Origin of the sequence: Providencia sp. 2024EL-00732 (assembly GCF_044006275.1) — a bacterium.
Lineage (GTDB): Bacteria > Pseudomonadota > Gammaproteobacteria > Enterobacterales > Enterobacteriaceae > Providencia > Providencia huashanensis.
In genome coordinates, this window is record NZ_JBIPDG010000001.1 from 262,637 (window position 1) to 287,015 (window position 24,379).

The following is a 24,379-nucleotide window of genomic DNA, read 5'->3' on the forward strand; positions in this document are numbered from 1 at the left end:
ATTAGTGTGAATTTGGTTTTCCTCCATATCCCTCCTGCATATATTGTGAATTAATTGTAAAATACAATAGAGAATATTGATTGAACATTCAATTAAAAAAACGTTTAATAAAAGGGAACAGTGTATTTTTTAGGTTTAAATACTATGCCGAAGGTAGGAATTAAGTCGATACGTAAACAGCAGTTAATTCAGGCCACTTTGGCTGTGATTAACGAAGTTGGAATGCAAGAAGCTAGCTTTGTGTTAATCGCCCGTAAAGCTGGGGTGTCTACAGGTATTATTAGCCATTATTTTCGAGATAAAAACGGGTTACTTGAAGCGGCTATGCGCCATATTCAATACCAACTTGGGCTTGCAGTTGCGATGCGCTTAAGAATGCTACCGGATGCAGAGCCAAAATTGCGAATACAGGCGATTGTTGAAGGTAACTTTGACCCAACACAGACTAGCGAAGCCGCGATGAAAACGTGGTTAGCATTTTGGGCTAGTAGTATGCACCAGCCTAACTTAAACCGACTACAACAGGTGAATGATAGGCGGCTTTATTCGAATTTAAGTTATGAATTTGGGCGGGTATTAAGCAAATCCGATGCGCGGATGGCTGCAAAAGGGCTTGCGGCGCTAATTGATGGTTTATGGTTACGGAGTGCTTTAAGTAATGAAGTATTCCCAGTCCTAGAGGCACTGAAAATCACTAATGAATATATCGATATGCAACTTCATCGGGCAGAGGTAACAAAAACCTAAATATCAATTCAAAGGAGATAATATGCAACATCCACCAATCCATAAGCTTTATATTCATGGTGGTTACGTCGATAGCTCACAACCAGAATGCAGTCAATTTTCGGCAATCAACCCCGCAAATGGGGAGGTCATTGCCAAGTTACAATCTGCTAGCCTCGAAGATATTCAATGGGCAGTAGAAAGCGCCAAACAAGGCCAAAAGGTGTGGGCGGCAATGACAGCGATGGAGCGTTCACGAATTTTACGCCGCGCTGTTGATATTTTACGCGAACGTAATGATGAGCTGGCTTATCTTGAAACCTTGGATACCGGTAAACCGTTATCTGAAACTCGTTATGTCGATATTGTGACAGGGGCTGATGTCCTTGAATATTATGCTGGGCTAGCACCGATGCTGGAAGGGCAACAAATTCCGTTACGTGATAGCGCATTGGTTTATACCCGTCGTGAGCCATTAGGTGTTGTTGCTGGTATTGGTGCATGGAATTACCCAATTCAAATCGCTTTATGGAAGTCGGCGCCAGCGCTTGCAGCTGGAAACGCGATGGTGTTCAAACCGAGTGAAGTGACTTCGTTAACGGCTTTAAAACTGGCTGAAATATATACCGAAGCAGGTTTACCAGCTGGGGTGTTCAATGTGGTCACTGGAGCAGGCGGGGAAGTCGGCCAATGGCTAACAGAGCATCCAGATATTGCTAAAATCTCATTTACGGGTGGGATAGCTACGGGTAAAAAAGTCATGGCCAATGCATCTGCTTCATCATTGAAAGAAGTCACCATGGAGCTTGGTGGTAAGTCACCATTAATTATTTGTGATGATGCAGATTTAGATAAAGCTGCTGATATCGCTATGATGGCTAATTTTTATAGCTCAGGCCAAGTCTGTACGAACGGTACACGGGTATTTGTGCCTAATTCTCTTAAATCACAATTTGAACATAAAATTGTTGAGCGTGTTGCGCGGATTAAAATCGGTTCTCCTGTTGAAGAGGACACGAATTTTGGGCCATTAGTCAGTTTTGCGCATATGGAAAATGTACTGCGTTATATCGAATTAGGGAAGCAGCAAGGGGCTCGTTTGTTATGTGGTGGGCAGCGTTTAGTGGATGGTCACTTTGCTGATGGCGCTTATGTTGCTCCTACGGTATTTACAGATTGTGATGATGAAATGCAAATTACTCAGGAAGAAATTTTTGGTCCAGTAATGAGTATTTTAGGTTATCAATCGGAAGAGGAAGTCATTGCTCGTGCCAACAACAGTGTGTATGGGTTGGCTGCGGGGGTTATCACTCAAGATTTAACGCGAGCGCATAGTGTAATTAATCAATTAGAAGCAGGTATTTGCTGGGTTAATACATGGGGCGAATCTCCTGCACAAATGCCCGTTGGTGGCTATAAACATTCAGGTGTTGGTCGTGAAAATGGCGTGATAACGCTGCAAAATTATACACAAATCAAATCTATTCAAGTTGAACTTGGGGAGTTTTCATCGGTTTTTTAATCACATCATTTTAATTTGACTGAAACAGAGGAGATAACAATGGTCTATGACTATATTATTATCGGTGCTGGTTCAGCCGGTAACGTTCTTGCTACCCGCCTGACAGAAGATCCTGAAGTTACTGTGCTGCTCCTTGAAGCAGGAGGACCGGATTATCGGTTCGACTTTCGCACACAAATGCCAGCGGCATTAGCGTATCCATTACAAGGTCGACGTTATAATTGGGCCTATGAGACTGACCCCGAGCCACATATGAATAACCGCCGTATGGAGTGTGGTCGAGGAAAAGGGCTTGGCGGCTCATCACTGATTAATGGGATGTGTTATATCCGTGGAAATGCGATGGACTTTGATGGCTGGGCTGAAGCTCCTGGTCTAGAAGATTGGCGCTATTTAGATTGCTTACCGTATTTTAGAAAAGCGGAGACGCGGGATATTGGTCCAAATGATTACCATGGTGGTGATGGGCCCGTAAGTGTAGCTACGCCTAAAAATGGCAATAATGTGCTATTTCATGCAATGGTTGAGGCTGGGGTTCAAGCAGGCTACCCGCAAACTGATGATTTAAATGGCTATCAACAGGAGGGGTTTGGTCCTATGGATCGCACAGTAACCCCTCAAGGACGTCGAGCAAGTACGGGGCGTGGTTATTTAGACCAAGCGAAAGGGCGAAAAAATTTAACGATTGTGACTCATGCAACCACTGATACTATTGAGTTCGAAGGAAAAAAAGCGGTTGGTGTGAAGTATTACCCAGGTAACAGTACAACTGCAACGGTGATAAAAGCGCGTAAAGAGGTGTTATTATGTGCAGGGGCGATTGCATCGCCACAAATATTACAACGCTCAGGGGTTGGTCCTGAAGATGTATTGGCGGAGTTTAATATCCCTAAAGTACATGTTTTGCCCGGTGTTGGGCAAAACTTACAAGATCATCTTGAGATGTATTTGCAGTATGAATGCAAACAGCCAGTTTCATTATACCCAGCATTAAAGTGGTATAATCAACCGATGATTGGTGCTCAGTGGCTGTTCAAAGGGACGGGAATTGGTGCCAGTAATCAGTTTGAAGCGGGCGGTTTTATTCGTACTAGTGATAAGTTTACGTGGCCGAATATTCAGTTTCATTTCTTACCAGTTGCAATTAATTATAATGGTAGTAATGCAGTTAATATGCACGGTTTCCAAGCTCATGTCGGCTCAATGCGTTCTCCTAGCCGTGGGCGAGTACGTTTAAAATCATTAGACCCTAGGCAACACCCGAGTATTTTATTCAACTACATGTCATCGGAACAGGACTGGGAAGAGTTTCGTGCAGCTATCCGTATTACCCGTGAAATTATGGCTCAGCCAGCGCTCGACCCATATCGTGGTGCAGAGATAAGCCCCGGTAAACAGGTGAATACCGATGAAGAACTGGATGCTTTTGTCCGAGAGCGCGCTGAAACCGCATTTCACCCCTGTGGTACTTGTAAAATGGGTAATGATGAAATGGCAGTTGTTAATGGTGCAGGGCAGGTACACGGTATTGAAGGGTTAAGGGTGATTGATGCATCAATAATGCCATTAATTATTACCGGTAATTTGAATGCAACGACGATTATGATTGCTGAAAAAATAGCAGATAAAATACGTAATCGGGCACCACTACCTGTCAGTCAAGCGGATTATTTTGTGGCGGGGAATACGCCGGTTAGAAAAACGCCTTTAAGGGGGTAATAAGGCACTAGCATATTATTAAACCCGGTTTTTGGTTATTCAACAGCGGTTGATAGTTATATCAGCCGCTTTTTTTATGGGGTGAAATCATAAAGGAATTAATAAACAATAGTTATATTAATGAGAATGCAAATGATATTCATTATGATCTTGATCATTGTTATTATTGGTGTATATTTCAGGATAATTGATTAATACGAGGAAAAAATCGCCCTTAACCATTCAATAAATAAGGTTTTTGGTGTTAGCTGTATTTATCTAATTGCACTTACATCTCACTTTTAATTGACGAATTAAAGTATAGCAGGGGATATTTTCAAGCTGCTTGTACGATATTTCTTCATTTGTATTAAATATTCATTAATTAATGAAGGCATTACTTAAATGATATTTCAAAATAAAAATATAATTAGCTTACTTGTTATATGTTCTTCAGGGACGGTTTTAGCGGATGAAGCCAATACAGCACAGCAGAAAGATAAACTTCTCGTTACTGCGAGTAAAATAAAGTCAAATAGTAAGCGAATAGAGACTAAAGATATTTCGGTAGTAAGAGGCACAACTAATTCGGATATATTTGCTAATGAGACCTCTCTTCAAATAAATAATGCCAGAAATGAAGCAGGTGCTTTAGATATTGGTATTCGAGGTCTACAAGGTAATGGCCGAGTGCCTATTATTATCGATGGTAGTTTGCAATCGACGAATACATGGCGAGGTTATCAAGGTAGCACCGATAGAACCTATATTGATATGGATTTGGTTGATACCATAGAGATCGAAAAAGGAGCATCGATGAGTAAATTCTCCGGCGGTGCTATCGGTGGAACAGTTAAATTAAAAACGTTATCTGCTAATAGTATTATCCCCCAAGGAGAGCAGTTCGGGTTTTTATTTAAAGGAAATATTTATAACAATAACCGACGGCCTTCTATAGCATCAGAGGAAGGGCGGGAGTCAGAGTATCGGTTATCTAATGGGGTTAAAAATAGTCATTTTAATAATGGTTCCATAACCACTGGTATTGCCTATAGAAATGATAAGTTTGACGTGTTAATTGCGCATAGTGACAGAAAACAAGGCAATTTTTTTGCAGGGAAAAATGGTTATCATAAATATTCATCCACAGATGCACCGATAAAACCCGGGCAAGAAGTGGTTAATACGAGTTATGAAAGTCAGTCAACATTATTAAAGACGAATATTTATCTTAACCCATATTCTAGTATTGAATTAAATTATCGTCGCCACGAACAGCAAGCTGGCGAAGTTTTAGCTGCTTATTGGTATCAGTATGATAATAAAATGCCACAGTGGTCGTTAGGAACCGCAAATATAGATACCGCGTCATTAAACTACTCGTATAAACCTGATTCTTTATGGGTTGATATGAATTTAGGAGTATGGTGGACGAAAGGTAAGTTTAAGCAACGTAATGGTACATCGGATAATGTAAATGCTCATTATGGTGATCAATATAAACACCGTTATACCGATGAGCGGCTTGGATTTAATTTAGAAAATACTTCCGAGCTTGCCGCGTATCCCATCGGGATTACATATGGTGTGGAATATATGCAGCAGAAATCAAAGCCACTTAGTAAGACTTATCAGCCGATATGGACACCCGACGGAACACTAGAGGGGGACGAACTGACGCCGGTAACACGTAATGCGAAAGGTATTAATACATCCGCATTTACTAACGTTGAGTACCAAGGTGATTGGGTCACGGTGCTGGCGGGTTGGCGCATCCACTCGTTTGATGTTGATGACCATGTTCAAGGGAAAAGCCTTCATTACGGGCCAAAGAATGATTTATTCGGTGAATTGCGTTTTCATATGACGAATGAATTGGATATTTATACTAAATATTCAGATAGTTATAGAGAACCTAGTTTATTTGAAACAACGGCATCCGGTCAGACTTACTCTTATAGCCCTAACTCCCCACTAAAACCTGAGCATGCCAAGTCGTTTGAGGTTGGCATGAACCTTGAAAAAAATAACTTGATTGCCGATGAAGATGTTGCCGAGTTGCGGGTGGCGTATTTTAATAATGATATCAAAGATTATCTTTCACAAGGTGTGAATCCTAAATTGGAGGATTGGTCATCACCTTACGTCATAACCAAAAACTATGACAGGTTTAATCTTTCAGGTTATGAGGTTGAATTAAAATACAATTCAAATTATGCATTTGGTTCCGTTGATGCCACTTTTTATAACAATGCAGAACTTTGCTCTCGGGATGAAATGGCGCTAGGGAGTTTACCATCTGCTTGTAATTCGGTTGGTTTTGCATGGGGGTTATCACCTTCACGTATTCCACCCAAGAAAGTTGTCACCGGAATTGTTGGGGTAAAAATGTTTGATCAAAAATTACAAACAGGTTTACGTGTACGTTATAACTCAGGGAAAGATTACCCACAAGAATGGCTTGCTGGAACAGCTGCAGCACCTGTTACCAAGCTGTATTCCACGACAACATTTGATTTGTTAGGTAAATACTCTATTCAGAAAAATATCCATGTGAATTTTAATATTGATAACTTGACGAATCGTTATGCATTTGACCCAGGAACCGTTATTTATATGCCGATTCCAGGAAGAACCTTCAGGCTTGGGTTAGAAGCGACTTTTTAAATTGCAATCAATTTAGTTGTCTCTGAGCCAGTAGGTTCAGAGACAACATTAATATATTTATTTACTTGTAAATTGCTTGTATGCACTCATGGTCTCTGCTGCGTACATTGCAGAAGGCCCACCCCCCATAAAAATGGCCACACCGAGTGCTTCTGCTAACTCTTGTTCGGTAACACCTAAATCAACCAGTATTTTGGTGTGAAAACCAATACAGCCATCACAACGATTTGCCACAGCAATACCGATAGCAATCAATTCCTTTGTTTTTTTATCTAATGCACCATCTTGGCTACCTGAACTAACTAGGTTAGAAAAATTTTTCATCACATCAGGAATATGCTTAGCGAGTTCAGGCAAATTTTGGCTGATATGAGTTGTTATTTGTTTGAAGTCTGACATTTTTTCCTCACTATATTTATGTTATTTATATTATATAATTTAATATAATGTAATCATGTAAATGATCAACTGGTATTTGCGTGAAATATAAACAATGAATTAAAATATGTTAAATTTAGCTTATGTTGGGTTTTTGGGTTTAGTGGTGAGTTTAAGGCGTATAGAAAAGTGTTCTGGAATTTTAGGTAAAAAAAACCCTCCAAACATTAAGGAGGGAAAATAAATATAAAGCGAGCCTATTGGTATACCACTAATTATGTATAAACCATACCCGACCAGTAAAATAATTTTGTAAAAAAATAAATAAGCCGCTGAGCTATAAAATAATGTTTATTAATTCATGTAGATAGCTATTTTTTAACGGAATTAATTAACCATTGTAAATAATTATCTTCGACTTGGCTTGGGTCAAGACGAATAAGTTCTGGTGTTTCGTATGGGTGAATTTCTTTTATTGCATTAAATAAACTGAGCTGATTATCGTGTGTTGTCTTAATCAAAAGCAAAATTTCTTTATCTTGTGTAATGTTACCTTGCCAAAGATATATAGATACCACTTCTGGTAATAGTGAAACACAGGCTGCAAGGCGATTCGCTAAAATATGTTGTGCAATTTTAATTGCACTTTCATGGCTATTCGTTGTACATAGCACAATGCAAGGTTGATGATTACTAGTGGTATAAGTGTTCATGGTAGACATTTAATTTCCTTATTAGTCATATTTAGAAATGAAACTACTATTAATGTTAGATTAAATATTCACACTGTGTATGGAAACAAGGCATAATATTTATAGTTATTTCTAATTGGAATTATTATGTTAGGTAACAATACTTTTAATAAAGAGAGTCATATTGGTTTAATTCGGTTATCTGGTTTGTTTTTAGGCGGTGTAAGTATTATTACTGTTCATTTTGGTTTTTTTTTAATCAATTGTGCGTGGTGTGGTATTTTTATCCACTCAAAAAAAATAACACTATTTACTATTTTTATTTTATTAATTCGATTCAGCCTGCAAAAATAGAGGAAAAAACATAAATAAAATTGAAATTTTAGTATATTAGGTAATATCGAAATAATTTACTGATTACAATGAATAGTTAACTGTATTGACATCATCAAATGTGAGAATTATTAATTCGCTGTATAGGTTCACTCTTTAAAATAAGAGTGTGGTCCTCTATTTTTTTTAAAAATGAGTCAATATAACCTTATAATTATATATTACTTATTGTTACAAAATAGTCTGGCTATTTTTAATAAAACCAAGCTACTCACTGATAATGATCAAAGTTTTTGAGCTGTATTGTTAACATAATGATAAAAATCAGAATATATAACTGAAATTAATCTGTATTTCCATCTTTATACGTACATGGATAACCTTATGAATAAGTTAACACCTTTAAAGCCTGTACCGACCTTAATCGCAGTTGCCATTACGCTAATAATTTGGTTCTTGATCCCTGTACCTGAAGGGGTTAATCCAAATGCTTGGCACCTTTTAGCATTATTTGTTGGCACAATTGCCGCCATTATAGGTAAAGCATTACCTATTGGTGGTGTTTCTATTGTGGCTATTTCTTTAGTTGCTGTAACCGGAGTCACTAATCCAGAATCAACCAAAGGCGCTATTGCTGACGCATTAAGTGGTTTTTCCAATGACTTAATTTGGTTGATTGGTATTTCTATTATGGTTTCCATGAGCCTAAATAAGACAGGTCTTGGGGCTCGGATAGGTTATTATGTGATTTCCCTATTCGGTAAAAAAACACTCGGTATAGCTTATTCATTAGCAATTGCAGAAACCATTCTTGCACCAGTAACGCCAAGTAATACCGCTCGGGGCGGGGGGATTATTCACCCCATTATGCGTTCTATTTCGGATAGCTTTGGGTCAAAAGCTGAAGATGGGACCTCAAGTAAAATAGGGCGTTATTTATCGCTGGTTAATTACAATATTAACCCCATTACCTCTGCGATGTTTATTACTGCCACTGCACCAAACCCATTGATAGTAAGTTTGATCATTAGTGAAACTAGTCAAAGTAATGAATTGACTTGGGGTATGTGGGCAATAGCTGCATTTGTACCTGCCATTGTGTCATTAATCTTAATGCCTTTGGTGATCTATTTTATGTATAAACCAGAAATTACCTCAACACCTGATGCCCCGAATTTTGCTAAAGAGCGTTTGAAACAGTTGGGTGCGGTTTCATTACCCGAAAAAATAACCCTTGCTGTTTTCGGGCTGCTATTATTGATGTGGGCTGGTGTGCCCGCCATGGTTTTTGGTCCAGCCTATAGTGTTAATGCTACCACTGCTGCTTTTATTGGTTTGAGTATTTTATTAGCAACAGGGGTTATTAATTGGGATGATGTGCTGAAAAATAAAGGGGCTTGGGATACGGTAGTATGGTTCTCTGCTTTGGTTATGATGGCGACCTTCTTAGGCAAACTAGGCTTAATTAAATGGATGTCAGTGACTGTTGGTAGCACGATTGACAGTATGGGAATAAGCTGGGTGTGGGGGATGCTAATCCTTGTTTTAATTTATGTTTATTCACATTACTTCTTTGCAAGTACCACAGCGCACATTACAGCAATGTATGCGGCATTTTTCTCCGCAGGTTTAGCGCTTGGTGCCCCGCCAATGTTATTAGCTTTAACGTTAGCTTTCTCATCTTCACTAATGATGTCATTAACGCATTATGGTACAGGGACAGCGCCGATTATTTTTGGTTCGGGTTATGCGACGTTAGGCGAATGGTGGAAAACGGGTTTTGTCATGAGTGTTGTAAATTTAGCCGTTTGGTTCTTTATCGGTAGCATTTGGTGGAAATTCTTAGGTTACTGGTAATAGTGAAAAATTTATCTAGTTAGAATAAAAAATCGGGCGAACAGCCCGATTTTTTATTGGTGTTTTTAACTTAAAAAAATAATGTGCTAATCACAGTAATGATAGCCGCGACGATTAGCGCAATTAACATCACATGCCCCCAACTGATCATATAGGGGGATTTCATTGCATGTTGCCATAATAAGCTTATTTCATCAGCATGTGCATATTTGCGAGTATTAATGGCATTTTTAACGTTATTAACTATATCGGTGGTAGTGTCGGCATTTTTTTGCATCATCATGATTACTTGCCTTTTATTAAGGTAATGATATGTGGCTTATTTTGTCTGCTGTGATTATTTCAGATATGTAAAGTCAGAAAAATTGATGGGGTTTTATACAAACTTCCTCCTTTTTTACGATAAAACTCGGTTTCAGTTAAATAAATAAGGGAAAAGGAAGTTTAAGCGCTAAATTAGCTTCATTAAGAGGAAATGGTTACTCATCTAAGGTCATATTTATGCTTTTTGGATAAGTATTTTTTTATTTGGAAAATGAATTAACAAAGCGAATAAATATGATTGGTTTGCCTACAAAAGCCAGTATGATGTAAGTGCTTGAGGGTGAATTTATTTAGAGGAACACATGTATTCGCAAAGAAAGGCAGAATTTTTCTTAGTGCTGACCACGATAATTGCAGCTTGGGGGTGGGTTTTTTCTCGCGAAGCTGTACAGGGAATGCCTATATTCGCCTTTCTTGGCAGCCGCTTCTTATTAGCCGCCATAATTTTACTGCCATTTTGTCGCGGAAAGAAAAATAAAGTAACTCTTCAACAACTGCCAAAAATATTAATGACAGGCGGTTGGATGGCATTGAATATGGTGTTATGGATCTACGCAGTGGCAACAACGGATTCGATAGGGGAAGGGGCATTCATTATGAGCCTAGCCATGCTATTTGTTCCTTTAGTTGCGTGGGTCATTTTAAAAAATAAGCCAGTGCGTTATTTTTGGCAAGCCCTTCCTGTTGCTGTAGTGGGTTTGGCGTGCTTAACTTTATTTAAGGCACAACTTGAATTTAAGGCGAGCCAACTATGGTTTCTTTGTGCTGCTATCGTCCAAGCTATTTATTTTTGTTATACCAGCTTATATACCAGAACCGTGCCGCTTTTACCTTTAACGACAATACAATTAGCTTGCACAGGTACTGTAGGATTGGTGCTATCCATCTTTTTGGAAGAGTGGCCTGCCAGTATTACTGCACCGACGATGATGTGGTTTATTGCAAGTGTGGTGATAGCGACGAGTTTACGGTTTATTTTACAGCTTATTGGCCAGAAAAACACAACAGCTGCAAATGCTGCAATTATTATGATCCTAGAGCCTGTTATGACAGTATTTGTTGCGGCTATTTGGTATCACGAACGGATGCCTTTGATTCAAATCGTGGGTTGTATATTGATTTTATGTGCTTTATTTTATTATCGTTGGCGTTGTTCAAATTCGCTACCTAAGTGAAATTAAATTATAAAAATAACTTAATGATTGCAGATCTTTTATAGGAAAACGTCTATGATTAATAGTAACAATCATAGATAGGAATATTTATCTAAATTAGAAGTTCTTATTTTGTATATTAAGATTAATGGTGTTGTAAATATAAATTATCTATCCAAAATAGCGAAGTACTAAGACGATAATTTGTTTATTGTTGTCTTCTTGGGTCAAGCGCTTAATGAGAAAATGGGCATAAGATGAAAAAATTAGCATTAATATTGGGTATGGTTGGGGCAGTAGCTGTGTTATCTGCATGTTCTGATGAAAAGGCAGAAATTGCTGAATATAAAACTAACTTTGTGAATACTTGTGTTGCAGGGTCAGGGAATCCACAGGGCGAAACAGCAAATGCTGTTTCAGCGATATGCGGATGTGCCTATGACAAAACAATTGAGAAATATGGCTTAGCTGAATTTAAACGTATTGATGGTGAATTGGCTAAGTCAGGTGATGCAGAACCTGAATTCCAAAAATCCATGATCGAATTTGTTCAGCAGTGTTCGCAAAACGCACGTTAGTCGCTTTAAACCCGCAGTTTGATGGCTATTCATCGTATAAGTGCTGCGGGTTTTTTATTTCTATTTAAATAAATTTTTAAACTGATGTGGTGCACAACGTAAATATTGTGGCGCAACATTAACTTGCTGATTTAATTCACAAGCAGCTCTCCATGGCCAGCGTGGCTCAAATAAAATCCCCCGCCCAATAGCGACAAAATCCGCTTGATGAGTCGCCAGAATAGCCTCTGCTTGTAATGGCTCTGTAATAAGGCCAACAGCAATAACAGGCATCATAGTATGTTCATTAATTGCTTGAGCCAATGGAACTTGGTAATTAGGGCTTAAAGGAATTTGTTGTTCCGCAGATAGGCCACCTGAGGAGACATGGATATAGTCACAGCCTAAATCTTCTAATATTTCAGTAAGCTCGATAGATTCGGGAACGCTCCATCCGTGTTCAAGCCAGTCAGTTGCGGAAATCCGTACGCCAACTGCAATATTTGGGCTAATTGTTTCTCTAATTTCATGAAAAATATTCACTAATAAGCGACTTCGGTTCTCGAAGCTCCCCCCATATTCATCTTGGCGTTGATTTGAAACTGGGGATAGGAATTCATGCAATAAATACCCATGAGCTGCGTGAATTTCAATGACGTCAAATCCAGCTTGTTCTGCTCGTTTTGCTGCATCAATAAATTGTTTTTTGATTTCAATAATTTGTTCAATAGTTAACTCACGTGGTAGGTAGTTATCACCAAAAGCAAGCGCGGATGGTGCAACGGTTTGCCACCCATGAGGGTCAGTTGCTTGAAGGCTTTTTCCACCAAACCAAGGTAAATCAGTAGAGGCTTTTCTACCTGCATGGGCTATTTGCACTCCTAAACGTGCATTCGAATATTGCCTAATATCTACCAGCATTTGCTGCATGGCGGCCATTTGTTCATCATTCCACAGCCCTAAATCCTTGTGTGTAATACGTCCTTCGGGCGTAACTGCACTAGCTTCCATAATGACTAATGAAGCACCAGACAAAGCGAGGTTCATATAATGCGCCTTGTGCCACGGCGTTGGCATCCCATTGTCTGCTGAATATTGACACATAGGTGGAACGATAATTCTATTTTCTAGTGAAACTTGGCCTATTGATGCGGATGAAAAAAGATGACTCATAGGAACATTCCTTTTTAGATAACTTTAGTTATTCTTATATTATACCTAGTTTATTTTGGTCTTTTTGTGAGATGGTGTGATATTGCAAATCAACCTTACCTTTACATAAAGTTGAAACTAAAAAGCAAGTAGTTTTTTGGATCTTTGAAAAACATAAAAAAAAGTATAAATCCCTGTGTTGATGGCTAAAAAATAGCTGAAATACTTAAAAAAATAGCATAAAAAATAAAATAGTAGAGTAAATATATTATCTTGGTATTTATAATTCTGTCACTTATAAATTAAATAAATAATCACCAATATATAATGGTTTTAATTTCACCTTATGGTTTTAATGGTTGTAATAGAAAAATACACTGGTTTTTTATTTTAAATAGTGATTTTAATTAGTGTGAACAAGTTGTTATCGCAGCAAAAATATAAAAATAGCCTTGCACTTGTTTCTAATGGTTTATATAAGCAACATACTGATATTGAATCAAATAGACAATTTAATTACGCAATTTGCATAGTCGTAAAATAGCATTAAATAATTAGGCTAGTTAATTAAAGCTTATTTCACCTGAAAAATATAATTCTAAGAAGGAAGTCGATGTGTTAACAATTATTGGTATTTTAATCATTGTATCTATCGTGACATTGCTCATGATGGGAAAAGTGAGCCCTATTATCGCAATGTCCTGTATACCATTTATTGGTGCATTATTTGCAGGATATTCTGTAGCGGAAATTTCAGTTTTCTTCGAGAGTGGGATTAATAAAGTCTCGAAAGTCGCTGCAATGTTTTTATTTGCCATCTTGTTTTTTAGCTTGATGAAAGATCTCCATATTTTTGACCCATTAATTCGGATAATGGTCAAAATGACTCGTGGAAATATTGTTGTTGTTTGTATTATGACTACCCTAATCGCGGGTATTGTCCATTTAGATGGCTCAGGAGCAGCAACATTTTTAATTATTATCCCTGCATTATTACCTTTATATCGACAGCTAGGTATGAGCCCATATTTAATGTTATTACTGATGTGTGCAAGCATGGGGGTGATGAATATGGTGCCTTGGGGAGGGCCTTTAGGGCGCGCCTCTGCAGTCACTGGAATTGACGCATCAACTTTATGGCAGCAACTTATACCTGTTCAATTAATTGGTATGGGTGGCGCTGTGGTATTCGCTATTATTATGGGTTTGCGCGAGAAACGCCGCATAGCTTCCGCACGGTTGAAAGGGACGACGCCGTATGAGATGGATTCATTATTACCTGCGAGTGAAGAAATTGGCGAAATCAATGAAACTATCCAAAAGCCTAAAAAGCCATTAATTAATGGTGGTTTAATTGTTGCATCGGTGGTGTGTCTGGCATTTGGTTTATTATCAGCTCCATATGTATTTATGATAGCACTATCAATCGCACTGATGGTGAACTTCCCTAACCCTAGAGACCAAATGAAGGTCTTATCTGCTCATGCGCCACAAGCACTCGGTATGGTCGCGATTATACTTGCAGCTGGAGCATTTTTGGGGATTTTATCTGAAGGGGGAATGCTTGAGTCGATAGCAAAAGATTTAACTGCTATTTTACCAATGGAATGGGTATCAAAAGTGCATATCTTTGTTGGTATTTTGGGTGTGCCGATGGATATATTCACCAGTACAGATGCTTATTATTTTGCTTTATTACCGATAATTCAACAAATTGCAGCCACTGTAGGGGTAGACCCATCTGCTGTTGTTTACTCTATGGCTATTGGTAATAATGCAGGGACTTTTGTTAGCCCATTTTCACCGGCAGCTTGGTTAGCCATGGGGCTAGCGGGGATTGATATGGGGCGTCACCTGCGTTATTCATTTGGGTGGATTTGGCTATTTAGTCTATTTTTACTTGGCGCTGGTGCGGTACTCGGTCTCTACTAATTGGCTTTCGCGCCGCAGTGTTGTTGGCTTTAAAAGTAACCCCTAGTCATACATTGGTATGTTCTAGGGGTTACTTTTTGTCGCCTAGTTGCAATAGCATCAGATTAGAATACATCCAGTTTATTTTTTGGTTTGTAATCTGTAGTCGGTACAGGTACCAAGGTGATTGAATAGCTATATTGCGAATTATCAGATAGTTACTATGTCGTAAAATTTACGGTTATGACATGATTTATTGGTTAATTATTATCAATAAGGTTTTGTTATGCGTCGGCCACTTTCTTCTTATCATCCTATCCTCTATTGGCTGCGTGTGACTCAAAAACGTCTAGCTCGAAGACTGCATTGGGCATTTTCCTCTCAATATTATGCGAAAGCGAAATCTTCTGAACGTCTTGAATATCGCTACAATAAGCACACATCCAAATTAATCCGCAAATTAGGTGAGTCGGATTTACGTTTGCAGTACAACAAAGTGACTAACTTGCGCATAGCCATTAAAGCCATGAATGGTATTACGATATACCCTGGGGAGTATTTTTCCTTTTGTCGATTAGTGGGAAAGCCCACAGCGCGTAGGGGGTTTCTTGAGGGGATGGAATTATCATTTGGCGAAGCTCGTAGTGGTATTGGTGGTGGAATTTGCCAGCTCAGCAACCTAATACACTGGATGATTTTGCACTCACCATTACAGGTGGTTGAGCGTGCTAATCATAGTTTTGACCCTTTTCCTGATGAGGGCAGAGTATTGCCGTTTGGCTCAGGCGCTGCCATTTTTTATAATTACATCGACCTTGTCTTTTACAACCCAACTCAAAGTGCATTTCAATTGGTTTTTAATATTGCTGAGCACCAACTTGAAGGGGAGTTGTTATGCAGTGATCCGCGAGAGGCGAAATACCATATTTATGAGAAAAACCATAAATTTACCCGTGAAAAAGGGGTGATTTATCGCCACAATGAAATTTGGCAAAAAGTGACGACTAAAGGGCAAGAACCAGTCACTTTGCAAGATAATTGTTTGTACTGCAATAAAGTCGTAGTGAAATACCCTATTGATGAAAGCCGAATTGTTATCGAATAACTGCGTTTTTTATGAGTTTAGGAATAAATTGATAGTTTTTTCCTTGACAGTTAAGTTAGGATCTCACTGAATATAACACAAACAGGCCTAGAGAAAACGCTAGGCAGTATCAATATGAGGCCGACACTCGGACTAGATATGTAATACCAACACTTGATTTCTCAACAATAAAAGAAGCAAATCTTGCAAAAGATTTGTTGTGATTTCTATTCTTTAGAGAAAGCATGATGAATATGCAATCAAGAAAGTATGGTAGAACGTATCATTATCCGTTCTCACCCGGTACGACTAGTGACGATCGCATCAATAGCGATTGGTGGTCGCACATCCAAAATATTGGGCAATTAATTCACACAGAAAAACTCGATGGCGAAAACAATTGTTTAAATCGCTATGGTGTGTTTGCACGCTCTCATGGCGCGCCAACACAATCTGCATGGAGCCAACAGATACGTCAGCGTTGGCAGTTAATTAAAGATGATTTAGGTGATATCGAACTATTCGGTGAAAATCTTTATGCTGTGCATTCCATTGAGTATCAGCATATTGAAGACTATTTTTATCTGTTTGCCGTTAGGCAAGGGGGTTATTGGCTTAGTTGGGAAGAAGTGCAATTTTATGCAGCATTATTTGATTTCCCTACGGTGCCTCAGTTGGATTTATCATTGAATAAGAATATGTCTGAGCAAGAATATACCCGTGGATTAATAGAAGCCGCATCCCAAGATAGCCAATTTATTGCCTATGATACACATATAGGCAAAGCATGTAGCATGGAAGGTATTGTTAGCCGTGATAGCCAAGCCTTCCCAGTAGATGATTTTATGTCGCATGTATTTAAATATGTGCGTAAAAATCATGTCAAAACAGATATCCACTGGAAGCGTAATTGGCAAAGAGCCAAACTGGCTTTTGAATATCAAGGAGGGCAATGATGAGCTGGCAATTGACAAAAAACCGCGATTGGTCGCAGCTTGAAGCTCAATTTGATTTTATCCGCGACATGCAAAATGTACCACAAGATAGCTTACACCATGCAGAGGGTAATGTGGCTATTCATACCCAAATGGTGTTAGCCGCGCTTGAAAGTTTGCCTGAATATCAGCAACTATCACCGTTTAAGCAGCAGGTGGTTTGGACTGCGGCATTATTGCATGACGTAGAAAAGCGCAGTACCACACGTGAAGATGAAGAGGGGCGAATTCATTCACCGGGGCACGCTAAAAAAGGTGAGTTATCTGTACGGAATATATTATTTCGTCAAATAGAAACACCTTTTGCCATTCGTGAACATATTGCTGCATTAGTGCGTTTTCACGGCTTACCGTTATGGATAATGGAAAAACCAGACCCTGAGCGTACTTTATTTGCCGCCTCTTTACGTGTCGAAATGCCGTTGTTGTGTATGTTGGCGAAAGCGGATGCAATAGGCCGAACTTGTGAAGATAAAGCTGATTTACTCGCTAGAATTGAGCTGTTTGAATTATTTTGTCGTGAGCAAGATTGTTGGGATAAGCCTAAATCATTTGCCTCTTTAGCGGGCCGTTTCCAATATTTTCACTACCAGAAGGGCACGGCAGATTACCTCCCTTTTGAGGAGTTTGGTAGCGAAGTGATTATGTTATGCGGTTTACCCGGTATGGGGAAGGATCACTTTGTAAAACAGTTTTATCCACAAACTCAAATAATTTGCCTCGATGATATTCGCCGAGAACATAAAATTAACCCTGCAGATAAAAATGCACAAGGGTGGGTGGCTCAACAAGCGAAAGAGCAAGCTAAAGGTTTACTGCGCACTAAAACGGATTTTATTTGGAATGCGACTTCGTTAAGCGCTTCTTTGCGAGCCAGTATGATCAGCCTATTTGAACGTTATCAAGCAAAAGTTCATTTAGTTTACTTGGAAGTGCCATTCAAGCAATGGCGGCAACAAAATCAACAACGGCAATATGCTGTTCCAGATAATATTATGGAAAGAATGGCAGGCAAGTTGGAATTACCCACTCCCGATGAAGCGCACCAAGTTTCTTATTATATTAATAGTGAGTTTGTTGAGTTGTTCGGGGAGATATAGCATGGTTTACCTGCCTCTAGGTAAGAGGCAGGTTCTCATTTTGTATTATGGAATAAACGCATCACCTTCAAATAACTTCCTTGCTGTACGGATAATTGATGCCTGTAGCCCCTCAGGAAAGTCACTTTTTGGAGTTAATGAGACTTCAAACATTCCACTGAGATGCTCAATAGCGATATTTTTCATATCCACAGAATCAATATATTGTTTCACGATACTGTCAGGTAAAAGGGTACTGGTGGCAATAGCAATAGCGCCGGTTACAGCAAGGGCACCATGACATTTATGAGGCATAAAATAGCGTACGTTGATGGTACCACCATGGATAGCAGGAGAGACCAAAATAGGTTTGGGGATCACTTTTTTGCTCACGTCACCTAAACCCATTGCTGCCCCCGCTTTAATGCGAATAGCTTCCAATTTCTGCATAAATTCGCTATCTGTTTCTAATTGTTCAGCCGTCTCATAACCGGTTTTATTCATCTGAGGGGCATCAATGAGTACCACAGGCGTTGCCATATCGATGCAACTCACCTCAACACCGTCAAAGGTATCAATTGAGTGCCCAGTTGGCAGAAGTTTCCCAGTTTTAGTACCGCAGGCATTTAAAAATGTTAGCGCAACAGGTGCTGCATACCCAGGTACACCAGCAATTGAGGTTTCACCAAGGTAATTCACTTCGCCATTAGGTGTTTGTACTGTTGAATTAATAAAGGTATTGGTATTCACATTACGAATTCTTACCGTGGTCGTGTCATGATGAATAGGGACTAAGCCTTTTTCAATGGCAAAAGGGCCAACCGCACACAGGATATTACCGCAGTTCGGCGCAGTATCGACAATCGCTTCCATCATAGAAACTTGTGCAAATAAATAGTCTATATCAGCGTCAGGGTGAGAAGAGGGGCCAATAATGGCGACTTTACTGGTTTGTGGGCTACCACCTCCAATGCCATCAATTTGTAAAGCATGACCAGAACCCATCAATGCAAGAATGAGTTTATCGCGCTGTTGAATATCGTTGGGAAGAGAATCTGCGAGTAGGAATACACCTTTCGAGGTGCCGCCACGCATTAATGTGCAAGGGATCTTTTTCATCTGTTTACCCGTTATATTTCCCGCTGTGGCGGTGTTGGCTACACTCAGTTACCCAAGTCACATACCTTTGTATGCGCCTTGGGATGCCTTCATTTGCCGCCTAGCCACAACGAGAACTATTTAGGGTAAACCCGTTGATGTTTCCCGCTGTGACGGTGTTGGCTACACTCAGTTACCCAAGTCACATACCTTTGTATGCTCCTTGGGATGCCTTCATTTGCCGCCTAGCCACAACGAGAACTATTTAGGGTAAACCCGTTGATGTTTCCCGCTGTGGCGGTGTTGGCTACACTCAGTTACCCGAGTCACATACCTTTGTATGCGCCTTGGGATGCCTTCATTTGCCGCCTAGCCACAACGAGAACTATTTAGGGGAAGACGATAAATATTTACGCGATAGCTTAAAGGCTGCAAATAACCATAGAAGCGTGAGAAATAATGTTTAGTTAAATTGGGCACAATAATCATTGTGCCCATACCGTTATATAAAGGAGTGAGGATTAAATTAACCCAGTGTTAATTAAAATTTCCCACCAACCTAAACCGATAGTCATATGAACAAGTAAGCTAATGAATGCGACAAGGCCACCAATAATCCACCAAGAGCGAATATCGTTATAACCCGCCCCGAATACGATAGGCGCAGCCGCACCACCATAGTGAGTTACACTACCACCGTAGGCATTAGAGAAAAGTAAGCCTAGAGCCAGTAGCATTGGAGGTGCACCAGCTACCATACCGACTGTCGCGAATACTGGAACCATCGCGGCGACATATGCACCACCAGAGGCAAATAAGTAACGTATCGCGACACTGATAAACATGATGACGAAGAAGGCAAGCATGGCTTGGTCGCCGAAAGAAAGGTATTGGCTCATGGTATCAGCTAGCCATTTAAAGAAACCCGCTTTAGTCAGTACGCCAGACATACTGATGATCCCACCGTACCAAATCAGCGTGTTCCAGCCGCCTTTGTTTTTTAAGACATCATCCCAAGTAACAACACCAAGGATCAGGGTTAATGCCATGACGGCAATAGCAACACTGGATGCGCTTACGCCGATTAAGTCGGAAAAAATCCAGCCACAAAGCGCAATAATAAATACAATGCTGAGTAATTTTTCACGCATAGTCATCGGGCCTAATTCTTCAAGGCCTTTTGCCGCGATCTCTTTGTTATTTACTTTTTTTAATTCTGGTGGGTAAAGCTTATAAATCATTAAGGGAGTTAAAATCAGCATGATTAAGCCGGGAACTGAAGCGGCGAGTGCCCATCCACCCCAACTTAAATGGATCCCCATGATGTCGGTCATCATCGCTAATGCTAAAGCATTCGGTGCCATGGCAGTTAAAAACATATAGCTGGTGGTTTTAGTCACCATATATACGTTAACCAGTAAATAGTGACCTGCTTTACGAGGGCTTTTTTCTGGATCTGACCCTAAAGCAACCGCGACACTATTGATGATAGGAAAAACAATTCCCCCAGCTCGTGCAGTATTCGATGGGGTAGCAGGAGCAATAATTAAATCCAGAATAGCAGTGACATATCCTAACCCAAGCGTTGTTCCGCCTAGCTTACCTATTAATATATACGAGAGACGTTTCCCGAGACCGGTAATTACAAATGCGGCACTCAGTGTAAATGCAGCAAATACTAACCATGTGGTCCCAGACGCATAACCGCTGAGCACTTCACTTGCTTTGACATCTTTAGTACCTGTAATACCAATAATGACAGCACTTGCTGCAATAGTGGCTAATAAAATAACGGGTTCTGAATAGGGTTTTAATACTAACCCTACAATGGCGGCAAGATAAAGACCAAATAATAACCAAGCAATATGTGGGAGCCCAGTTGGTGTTGGTATTAAAGCAATGATAATTGGAATTGCTATTAATATAAATAGCTTCCATATTTTTTCTTTTTGCATAAGCCAATTTCCTTGATTAAATCAATATTAAATTTATTTAATATTAAATTGAATGAACTTTAATATTAGGAATTTGTTAAAATAACAATTTTTAATATGGCTGCATCTTGAATGAAAATAATAAATTGGTTTTATTAGTAATTCATTCTAAAGCGGATGTTTTTTATTAATAAATATTTAATTGGTTTTTATTTACTTAATTAATTTAATTTTTCTTATTTCTTCCTATATTAATAATGTTGAATTTTTGTAATGTTAAACCGTGATGTTGATTTGCTAATCGGGCAAAAAACCAAGTCAATATTAATAAGTCTGCGCTGCCACCGGGGCTGACATTCTGTTGAATACATTCATTATCGAAATTTTTTACAAAAATTAAATCATTGTGGGTATTAATCCCTTGATGTAATAATTGTGTAGCGCGTTGTTTTACCCACTCTAACCCTTGAATACCTCCACGATTAACAATATTAGTGTCATCATTCAGGCTCATTAATAAAATTAAGGTATCAAGTAGGGCAATATCGTCTGCTTTATCTTTTGCGAGTTGTTGTAAATAGTAAGGGAGTGCATGTTGAGTGACTAACGCGTAACCATTTTGCGCTTCACCTCGAGCACCTGTTAGCCCATATTGCTGATATAGGCGGTGCCCTGCCGTTGGGGTATCAGTTGGTTTTTTTAATTCATCGGTAATTCCAACACACATTCCTGCCACTAACTGACTAATATATTGAGGCAGCACGGGTTGCTGTAAGGCAATTAAACGGCCGATTGCAGTTAACACCAACCCTAGGGAAAAAATACTGCCTTTATGCGTATTTACACCTTGAGTTGCACGGAACATGGCCGTTTCACAATTAATACCAATACTACGGATATTGATTAAAACGTTTTCTATCGGTAAATCTTTATGCTGAGCCCCTGCGAGTAGAAAATAAGGGAAATATTTTGCAATTGCATTGGCACTTAAGTGAAAATCGGTCAGTGCCATATCTTTATGGGCACCTGTGTTATGTTTATCGACTAACCCCGGTTTAGGGGTTAAATTCACTTCAGCGAGCAAAGCTTGCCAAGCTAATTGGCTGTAATGCTGAACTTGTTCTTCAGTGATAGAGTTTAACTGTTTAGCGTGTTGCATTAGCTAACTCCTCAATACGGTTAAGGATCTCACCAAGTGGGTGTGTTCGATGTCGAGCACACACCTTAGCTTCATTCTCACAAACCAAACAACGCCTTGAAGAGAGGTTTAATTGTGAGCGAGAATACTGCTGTCCGTTCGCATCAAAAACGTCAAAATCCCATAGCCGTCCCACTGGCGATAACTCTTCAATTTCAATTAACGCTTTTTTAATTTCAATTGCATCGACATCAACAGCAGCCAAACATTCCGGTCCTGTTTTTAATGCCCATGATTGTTGTGATAAAAACACCCACTGCCTGCGTGAAGCAATTTGTTTAAGCGCATTTAGTCCTTGATTAAAAACATGTCTAACAAGGGAGTTATCTTTAACCGCTCCCGGGAAAACGACAGTAAATGAAATCAAGGTTACCTGATGGAGACCAATCCATTGTTGCTGACGAGCCTGACGGGCATCACGGCTATCTAGCAGTTCAGGTAAGGAAATTTCAAATTGCTCTTGAGTATCAGGCAGTGGGTAAAACATAGTTACTCCTTCACTTGATGAACAATATCAATGACCGAACCATCGCGGTAGCGAACAACGGCCACGACCTTATCGGTAAATTCAATTGGATTAGGAGTACCAGTTAAGAGTTGTGCTCGTTCTCTTAACCAGTCCATTGAAACAGTTTTAATCCCTTGGCTTTCAAGTTGTTGTTTTAATTCAGGACGAGCTGGGTTTACTGTAATACCATGGTCCGTCACGAGAATATCAACGCTTGAGCCTGGAGTAACACAAGTTAATACTTCATCAACTAAGGTTGGGATGCGCCCGCGAACTAATGGTGCCACAATGATGGAGAGTTTTGAGGCCACCGCTGTATCACTATGACCACCTGAAGCTCCACGAATGACACCGTCAGAGCCGGTTAATACATTGACATTAAAGCGAGTATCGATTTCTAGCGCACTGAGTACCACCACATCAAGCATATCAACGGAGGCCCCTTTAGAATCAAAGCAAGCATATTGATTCGCACTGATTTCAATATGATTAGGGTTGCGGCCTAATGATTCTGCGGCGGCTTTATCAAAACTTTGTACATCTAATAATTTGCGAATTAAGCCTTTCTCATGTAAATCAACAATGGTTGACGTGATCCCGCCCAATGCAAAGCCTGCGGTAATATTGTGACGTCTCATTTTATCTTCAAGAAAACGAGTTACTGCCAGAGATGCACCGCCAGTCCCTGTTTGCAATGAAAAACCATCTTTAAAATAACCGGATTTTTCGATCACATCCGCGGCGGTACGGGCAATGAGAAGTTCCCGAGGGTTAGATGTCATACGGGTCGCATCGGCGCCAATTTTATCTGCGTCGCCTACGCGTTTTACTTTCACAATGTAGTCAACTTCATCTTGTTTAATACTGGATGGGTTATGTGGGTAATCCAATAATTCTTCTGTCAGCATGACCACTTTTTTAGCTGTTTCTGCGTCAATTTTGGCATAACCTAAAGAACCACAGCTTGCAGTTCCTGTATAGCCATTGGAATTACCGTACTCATCACAAGAAGGAACACCAATAAAGGCTACATCGATTGATAGCTCACCGCTATGTATTAAGTTTGCTCGTCCGCCATGTGAATGGATTTGTACTGGCTCATCCAATTCTCCACGTGAAATAGCCTCAGCTAATGGCCCCCGAATACCTGAGGTATAAATTTTACGAATAACGCCGTGGCGAATATGTTCAACTAAGGGGGAGTGACATGCACTTAATGAACTAGAAGCAAGGGTAAGGTTACGAAAACCCATTTCGGCAATCACTTGCATCACCATATTAACGGTAAGGTCGCCACCACGAAATGCGTGATGGAATGAAATCGTCATACCGTCTTTGAGGCCAGAACGACGGATAGCAACTTGTAAATCATCGCACAGTTTGCGATTTCTCGGTTTTTGTACCTGCTGTTGTATTTTGCCAATATCTTGGAATTCTTGCTGAGTTTCATCCGTATTTGGTTGTAGGTAGGCTGATACGCGAGCCTGACGCTGAGTATTATTTGTCATTTTA

At 39.7% G+C, this 24,379-nt stretch carries 20 protein-coding genes; 11 read left to right on the plus strand and 9 right to left on the minus strand.

The genetic code is table 11. The features are described from left to right. Positions 1 to 144: 144 nt before the first annotated feature. The 4 genes from betI to ACHB7C_RS01165 all read left to right on the plus strand — a co-directional run bounded on the left by betI (position 145) and on the right by ACHB7C_RS01165 (position 6,613). Entirely contained in the window at positions 145 to 747 is a 603-nt protein-coding gene (gene betI, locus ACHB7C_RS01150; RefSeq protein WP_042844367.1) for a transcriptional regulator BetI, read from the plus strand. Between the two features lie 22 nt (positions 748 to 769). Further along, on the plus strand, positions 770 to 2,248 hold the full coding sequence (betB, locus tag ACHB7C_RS01155) for a betaine-aldehyde dehydrogenase (RefSeq protein ID WP_048606903.1): 1,479 nt from the start codon (positions 770 to 772) through the stop codon (positions 2,246 to 2,248). A 39-nt stretch (positions 2,249 to 2,287) separates the two neighbouring features. Continuing rightward, complete coding sequence (gene betA / locus ACHB7C_RS01160) at positions 2,288 to 3,967, plus strand: choline dehydrogenase (protein WP_210855794.1); 1,680 nt, start codon at positions 2,288 to 2,290, stop codon at positions 3,965 to 3,967. Positions 3,968 to 4,351: 384 nt separating this feature from the next. Then, a complete protein-coding gene (locus ACHB7C_RS01165) occupies positions 4,352 to 6,613 on the plus strand; it encodes a TonB-dependent receptor domain-containing protein (protein WP_198861304.1) in 2,262 nt (753 codons plus the stop codon). A 57-nt stretch (positions 6,614 to 6,670) separates the two neighbouring features. Here the strand turns inward: ACHB7C_RS01165 and ACHB7C_RS01170 are convergent, their stop codons facing one another. Together ACHB7C_RS01170 and cutA are read right to left on the minus strand one after the other, a co-directional pair. Next, entirely contained in the window at positions 6,671 to 7,012 is a 342-nt protein-coding gene (locus tag ACHB7C_RS01170; RefSeq protein ID WP_042844196.1) for a carboxymuconolactone decarboxylase family protein, read from the minus strand. A gap of 350 nt (positions 7,013 to 7,362) precedes the next feature. After that, positions 7,363 to 7,713, minus strand: coding sequence for a divalent-cation tolerance protein CutA (gene cutA / locus ACHB7C_RS01175; protein WP_042844194.1), 351 nt, complete (start codon positions 7,711 to 7,713; stop codon positions 7,363 to 7,365). A 687-nt stretch (positions 7,714 to 8,400) separates the two neighbouring features. On the opposite strand from cutA, the gene ACHB7C_RS01180 reads away from it, so the two are divergent. Further along, complete coding sequence (locus ACHB7C_RS01180; protein WP_042844193.1) at positions 8,401 to 9,873, plus strand: anion permease; 1,473 nt, start codon at positions 8,401 to 8,403, stop codon at positions 9,871 to 9,873. Positions 9,874 to 9,943: 70 nt separating this feature from the next. Here the strand turns inward: ACHB7C_RS01180 and ACHB7C_RS01185 are convergent, their stop codons facing one another. After that, positions 9,944 to 10,156, minus strand: a complete 213-nt coding sequence (locus ACHB7C_RS01185; protein ID WP_042844192.1) for a hypothetical protein — start codon at positions 10,154 to 10,156, stop codon at positions 9,944 to 9,946. Positions 10,157 to 10,499: 343 nt separating this feature from the next. Here ACHB7C_RS01185 and ACHB7C_RS01190 point away from each other — a divergent pair, with 343 nt between their 5' ends. Next, entirely contained in the window at positions 10,500 to 11,372 is an 873-nt protein-coding gene (locus ACHB7C_RS01190; RefSeq protein ID WP_048606911.1) for a DMT family transporter, read from the plus strand. A gap of 236 nt (positions 11,373 to 11,608) precedes the next feature. Beyond that, positions 11,609 to 11,929 (plus strand): hypothetical protein, encoded by a 321-nt coding sequence (locus ACHB7C_RS01195; RefSeq protein WP_042844190.1) that lies wholly within the window; start codon positions 11,609 to 11,611, stop codon positions 11,927 to 11,929. Positions 11,930 to 11,989: 60 nt separating this feature from the next. Here the strand turns inward: ACHB7C_RS01195 and ACHB7C_RS01200 are convergent, their stop codons facing one another. Continuing rightward, a complete protein-coding gene (locus ACHB7C_RS01200) occupies positions 11,990 to 13,081 on the minus strand; it encodes an NADH:flavin oxidoreductase/NADH oxidase (RefSeq protein ID WP_042844189.1) in 1,092 nt (363 codons plus the stop codon). A gap of 594 nt (positions 13,082 to 13,675) precedes the next feature. On the opposite strand from ACHB7C_RS01200, the gene ACHB7C_RS01205 reads away from it, so the two are divergent. The 4 genes from ACHB7C_RS01205 (at position 13,676) to ACHB7C_RS01220 (ending at position 18,150) form a co-directional block, all read left to right on the plus strand. Then, complete coding sequence (locus ACHB7C_RS01205) at positions 13,676 to 14,992, plus strand: CitMHS family transporter (protein WP_042844188.1); 1,317 nt, start codon at positions 13,676 to 13,678, stop codon at positions 14,990 to 14,992. Between the two features lie 265 nt (positions 14,993 to 15,257). Next, a complete protein-coding gene (locus tag ACHB7C_RS01210) occupies positions 15,258 to 16,076 on the plus strand; it encodes a VanW family protein (RefSeq protein WP_042844187.1) in 819 nt (272 codons plus the stop codon). Between the two features lie 227 nt (positions 16,077 to 16,303). Next, positions 16,304 to 17,011, plus strand: a complete 708-nt coding sequence (locus tag ACHB7C_RS01215) for an RNA ligase family protein (RefSeq protein ID WP_071548838.1) — start codon at positions 16,304 to 16,306, stop codon at positions 17,009 to 17,011. Beyond that, a complete protein-coding gene (locus ACHB7C_RS01220) occupies positions 17,011 to 18,150 on the plus strand; it encodes an AAA family ATPase (protein ID WP_042844186.1) in 1,140 nt (379 codons plus the stop codon). The genes ACHB7C_RS01215 and ACHB7C_RS01220 overlap by 1 nt, the downstream gene beginning before the upstream one ends. Positions 18,151 to 18,195: 45 nt before the next feature. On the opposite strand, the gene ACHB7C_RS01225 is transcribed toward ACHB7C_RS01220, so the two are convergent. The 5 genes from ACHB7C_RS01225 to citF form a co-directional block, all read right to left on the minus strand. Next, entirely contained in the window at positions 18,196 to 19,248 is a 1,053-nt protein-coding gene (locus ACHB7C_RS01225) for a 4-oxalomesaconate tautomerase (RefSeq protein ID WP_166686068.1), read from the minus strand. Between the two features lie 500 nt (positions 19,249 to 19,748). Further along, on the minus strand, positions 19,749 to 21,182 hold the full coding sequence (locus tag ACHB7C_RS01230; RefSeq protein ID WP_048606916.1) for an anion permease: 1,434 nt from the start codon (positions 21,180 to 21,182) through the stop codon (positions 19,749 to 19,751). A gap of 205 nt (positions 21,183 to 21,387) precedes the next feature. Further along, positions 21,388 to 22,320: a triphosphoribosyl-dephospho-CoA synthase CitG gene (gene citG / locus ACHB7C_RS01235; protein ID WP_129465808.1), complete on the minus strand. Its 933-nt coding sequence runs from the start codon at positions 22,318 to 22,320 to the stop codon at positions 21,388 to 21,390. After that, entirely contained in the window at positions 22,307 to 22,846 is a 540-nt protein-coding gene (gene citX, locus ACHB7C_RS01240; protein ID WP_042844183.1) for a citrate lyase holo-[acyl-carrier protein] synthase, read from the minus strand. The genes citG and citX overlap by 14 nt, the downstream gene beginning before the upstream one ends. Before the next feature lie 2 nt (positions 22,847 to 22,848). After that, positions 22,849 to 24,375, minus strand: a complete 1,527-nt coding sequence (citF, locus tag ACHB7C_RS01245; protein WP_395346184.1) for a citrate lyase subunit alpha — start codon at positions 24,373 to 24,375, stop codon at positions 22,849 to 22,851. Positions 24,376 to 24,379 lie beyond the last annotated feature (4 nt).

What these genes read in the sequence shown, in the direction of transcription:
- ACHB7C_RS01210 (WP_042844187.1), top strand. Translation starts at nt 15,258, where the DNA reads ATGCGTCGGCCACTTTCTTCTTATCATCCTATCCTCTATTGGCTGCGT.
- ACHB7C_RS01200 (WP_042844189.1), bottom strand. Translation starts at nt 13,081, where the DNA reads ATGAGTCATCTTTTTTCATCCGCATCAATAGGCCAAGTTTCACTAGAA.
- cutA (WP_042844194.1), bottom strand. Translation starts at nt 7,713, where the DNA reads ATGTCTACCATGAACACTTATACCACTAGTAATCATCAACCTTGCATT.
- ACHB7C_RS01185 (WP_042844192.1), bottom strand. Translation starts at nt 10,156, where the DNA reads ATGATGATGCAAAAAAATGCCGACACTACCACCGATATAGTTAATAAC.
- citF (WP_395346184.1), bottom strand. Translation starts at nt 24,375, where the DNA reads ATGACAAATAATACTCAGCGTCAGGCTCGCGTATCAGCCTACCTACAA.
- citG (WP_129465808.1), bottom strand. Translation starts at nt 22,320, where the DNA reads ATGCAACACGCTAAACAGTTAAACTCTATCACTGAAGAACAAGTTCAG.
- ACHB7C_RS01215 (WP_071548838.1), top strand. Translation starts at nt 16,304, where the DNA reads ATGAATATGCAATCAAGAAAGTATGGTAGAACGTATCATTATCCGTTC.
- ACHB7C_RS01220 (WP_042844186.1), top strand. Translation starts at nt 17,011, where the DNA reads ATGAGCTGGCAATTGACAAAAAACCGCGATTGGTCGCAGCTTGAAGCT.
- ACHB7C_RS01165 (WP_198861304.1), top strand. Translation starts at nt 4,352, where the DNA reads ATGATATTTCAAAATAAAAATATAATTAGCTTACTTGTTATATGTTCT.
- ACHB7C_RS01195 (WP_042844190.1), top strand. Translation starts at nt 11,609, where the DNA reads ATGAAAAAATTAGCATTAATATTGGGTATGGTTGGGGCAGTAGCTGTG.
- ACHB7C_RS01170 (WP_042844196.1), bottom strand. Translation starts at nt 7,012, where the DNA reads ATGTCAGACTTCAAACAAATAACAACTCATATCAGCCAAAATTTGCCT.
- ACHB7C_RS01230 (WP_048606916.1), bottom strand. Translation starts at nt 21,182, where the DNA reads ATGCAAAAAGAAAAAATATGGAAGCTATTTATATTAATAGCAATTCCA.
- ACHB7C_RS01190 (WP_048606911.1), top strand. Translation starts at nt 10,500, where the DNA reads ATGTATTCGCAAAGAAAGGCAGAATTTTTCTTAGTGCTGACCACGATA.
- betA (WP_210855794.1), top strand. Translation starts at nt 2,288, where the DNA reads ATGGTCTATGACTATATTATTATCGGTGCTGGTTCAGCCGGTAACGTT.
- ACHB7C_RS01225 (WP_166686068.1), bottom strand. Translation starts at nt 19,248, where the DNA reads ATGAAAAAGATCCCTTGCACATTAATGCGTGGCGGCACCTCGAAAGGT.
- betI (WP_042844367.1), top strand. Translation starts at nt 145, where the DNA reads ATGCCGAAGGTAGGAATTAAGTCGATACGTAAACAGCAGTTAATTCAG.
- betB (WP_048606903.1), top strand. Translation starts at nt 770, where the DNA reads ATGCAACATCCACCAATCCATAAGCTTTATATTCATGGTGGTTACGTC.
- ACHB7C_RS01180 (WP_042844193.1), top strand. Translation starts at nt 8,401, where the DNA reads ATGAATAAGTTAACACCTTTAAAGCCTGTACCGACCTTAATCGCAGTT.
- citX (WP_042844183.1), bottom strand. Translation starts at nt 22,846, where the DNA reads ATGTTTTACCCACTGCCTGATACTCAAGAGCAATTTGAAATTTCCTTA.